The 2,885-nt window shown below is 65.5% G+C and carries 2 protein-coding genes; one reads left to right on the top strand and one right to left on the bottom strand.

What is annotated here, in order from left to right:
• A partial coding sequence (locus PGX04_RS30900) for a DUF58 domain-containing protein (RefSeq protein ID WP_273741981.1) occupies positions 1-1,016 on the bottom strand: 1,016 nt, incomplete at its 3' end.
• 162 nt (positions 1,017-1,178) lie between these two features.
• Here PGX04_RS30900 and PGX04_RS30905 point away from each other — a divergent pair.
• Positions 1,179-2,885 (top strand): hypothetical protein (locus PGX04_RS30905; protein WP_273741983.1); only part of this gene is annotated, 1,707 nt, incomplete at its 3' end.

The following is a 2,885-nucleotide window of genomic DNA, read 5'->3' on the forward strand; positions in this document are numbered from 1 at the left end:
GAGGACGACGCAGCCGTCGCGTCCGCCATCGACGACGGGCCGTCCAGACGAGAGGCGGTCGCCACGGGCGTGGCGTCCGCCGTCGTCGGCTCGAGTTCGAGCAGGTGGCGGCGGACCGAGTCGTAGTTGACGACCGACGAGGCCATCCCGATGTGATTCGTGATCCCGTCGTCACCGACCGTCACGAGCCCGAGGGGATCGTTGAACCGGCGTGCGTTGCCCGCGATGACGAGCGCGATTTCTCGGAGCGCCTCGAGTTGCGTCTCGGCTCGCTGGCCGGTCGCGAGCGAGGCGCGGTGGTCGACGACCAGCAGCGTTCGTCGGTCGGTCTCGGCCTCGTACTCGCGGACGTACGGCGTCCCGTGGCGTGCCGTTGCCTTCCAGTCGATCTGCTTCTCCGTATCGCCCGGCACGTACTCGCGGAGTTCCGCCAGCTCAATCCCCGACCCCGTCTGACCGGTCTCGTGGGACCCGTACGAGGCGGCGATCCGGTCACCTCCCTCACCGACGTGAATCGTCCGGGGGCTGGGCGGTTCGACGGCCACGGTCGGCATCGTCCCCGCGGTGATCGTCTCGCTGAATAGTCCGTCCGTCGCCGTCACGGTCGCGTTATCGAACGAGTGACGGCCGGCGATGGGCCAGCGACTCGTTCGCGTTCGATCCGCTCGCTCGACGCTCGGCGCGAGCGTCACGGCGATCGGTTCGGTCGTCGTGGCACCGAGCGGGAGCCCGGCAGTGATCTCGAGGGTCAATGCCGTCTCGGTCTCGCGCCTCACAGTGAGCGTGACCGGCATCTCGTCTCCGGTACGGACGGCCGTCCGGGCGGGCGACTGCATGACCGACAGTGAGTCGATCGTGCGCTCGATATCCCGGATGAAGCGGTACTGGTGAGCGAGCAGCCACGCGCCCAGGAAGGCCGACCCGGCGAGCACGATCGGCCGTGCAAACACGACCGCAAGGACGGCGAGCACCGCAGCGAGTGCAACGACCGTCCAGCCGCGGCGCGTGAGATTCATGCCTTGATAGATTTCGGTGACGGTGTTGAAAGTACTGGTTGCGCGCGGGATCTCGGTCAGCGTTCGCCACCGAGTCGAGTCATCCCGGTCTGACCGGGTGATCACTCGCAGTGGATACGACTCGAGAGAATACCTTATTGGGATGGGTCTCAACTCTCCGCTATGAACAACGCCGGTGGTCGCGCGTTGATCCTCGCTCTGTTCGTCGTCTCCGTGGCGATTACCGGCGGGATCGTCACAACAGGTTCGGCCGTCGCAGTCGACGACGATGCCGTCCAGCACGTTGTGGCCCAGCAAAACGCCACCGACGAGGATCGAAACGAGACGACCCCCCATCGGAATCCCGACGATTACTCCGAGGACGGCGACCTTGCGGGCGTCGAGGGCGTGCTGATGGATCAACTAATGTCCCAGCTCAGCGAGGGAGCGATCCAGCTCAGTGAGGGCGAGTACGAGCTCGCCAGTGAACACGTCGACGAGGAGTACCGCGATCGGCTGGGTCAGTACGTCGACGTGGCGGGGCAGACCGAGGGGGAGAGTCACGAGGAACAGTTCAGGGAAATTGGTGAGCAGCAGGCCCGGCTGTCCGAAGCCGTTCAGGAGTATCGTGAGAAGAAGGAGCAGTACGAGGCGGCCCGTGAGGTAGGCGACGAGGAACGGGCACGCGAACTCGCACGCGAACTCGAGATGCTCGCCGACGAAATCGACTCCCTCGGCGGGTCCGTTCGTGAGAACTACGACGCGATCGAGGGGACGACGGGGTCCGATCTTTCGGAGCCAGACACGGCGGTCGAGGAGGTCACCGACGACGTCCAGGCCGAACAGGAAGCCGTTCGCGAACAGCAATTCGAGGGAACGGAGCTGACGCTGACACCCGAACGCGAGACGATCTCGTTCCTCGAACCGCTGGTTGCGACAGGCGAACTCCGAACGACAGATGGAACTCCGATCGCGAACGAGGAGATCAGACTCGATATCGGAAACCACACTGAGCGGGTCACGACGGATTCGACGGGTGCGTTCACGCTCGAGTACCGTCCGACTAACGAGTCGCTCTCGGCCGATGAACTTGAGATTCAGTACGTCCCCGAGACGCAATCAACGTATCTGGGCGACGAGACGAACGTGAGCGTCTCGATCGAGCAAGCCGAGCCGTCGGTATCGCTGGAGGAGACACCGAGCGAGTTGTCTTACGGCGAACAGGACTCGATTTCGGGTGAGCTGACAGTCGATGGGGTCGCCGTTGACAACGTCTCCCTCGCGGTGACCGTCGACGGAGAGCGAATCGGCACTGCCGTGGCCCGAAACGGAATCTTCGACACCTCGGTCTCGCTGCCGGCGGCCGTCGAAGACGGCCAACAGGAACTGAGCGTCCGTCTGCCGTTCGAGGACCGCGCCCTCGCCGCGGCGGCCGACGAAACGAGCGTGACAGTCAGCGAGACCGAGAGCGAACTCTCGATCGAGGGGCTGTCGGACGGCGACCGTGGGGTGACGGTCAACGGGACGCTCTCCACGGCCGATGGCGACGGCGTTCGGGGCGAGCCCGTACAGATTCAAATCGACGGCGCGACCGTCGGCACTGTCACGACCGAAGCGGGCGGGACGTTCGAGGAAACCGTCTCTGCTCCGGATTCGATCGACGGAGGCGAAGTGACCGTGACTGCGGTCTACGACGGGAGCGGCTCGAACATCGAGGCCGCGACGGCCGAATCGGCCGTTACGATCGGCGACGCGGAACCGCAGTTGCCGTCCCCAGTCCGACTCGCCGCTGGATTCCTCGCCGTGATCGCGGCCGGTCTCGGCGTCTGGTGGTATCGCCGCGCCGCCGAAACGGGCCCTGCGGACGGTACCGCGGGCGACGGGGAGTCC

This window comes from Natrinema soli (genome assembly GCF_028618695.1).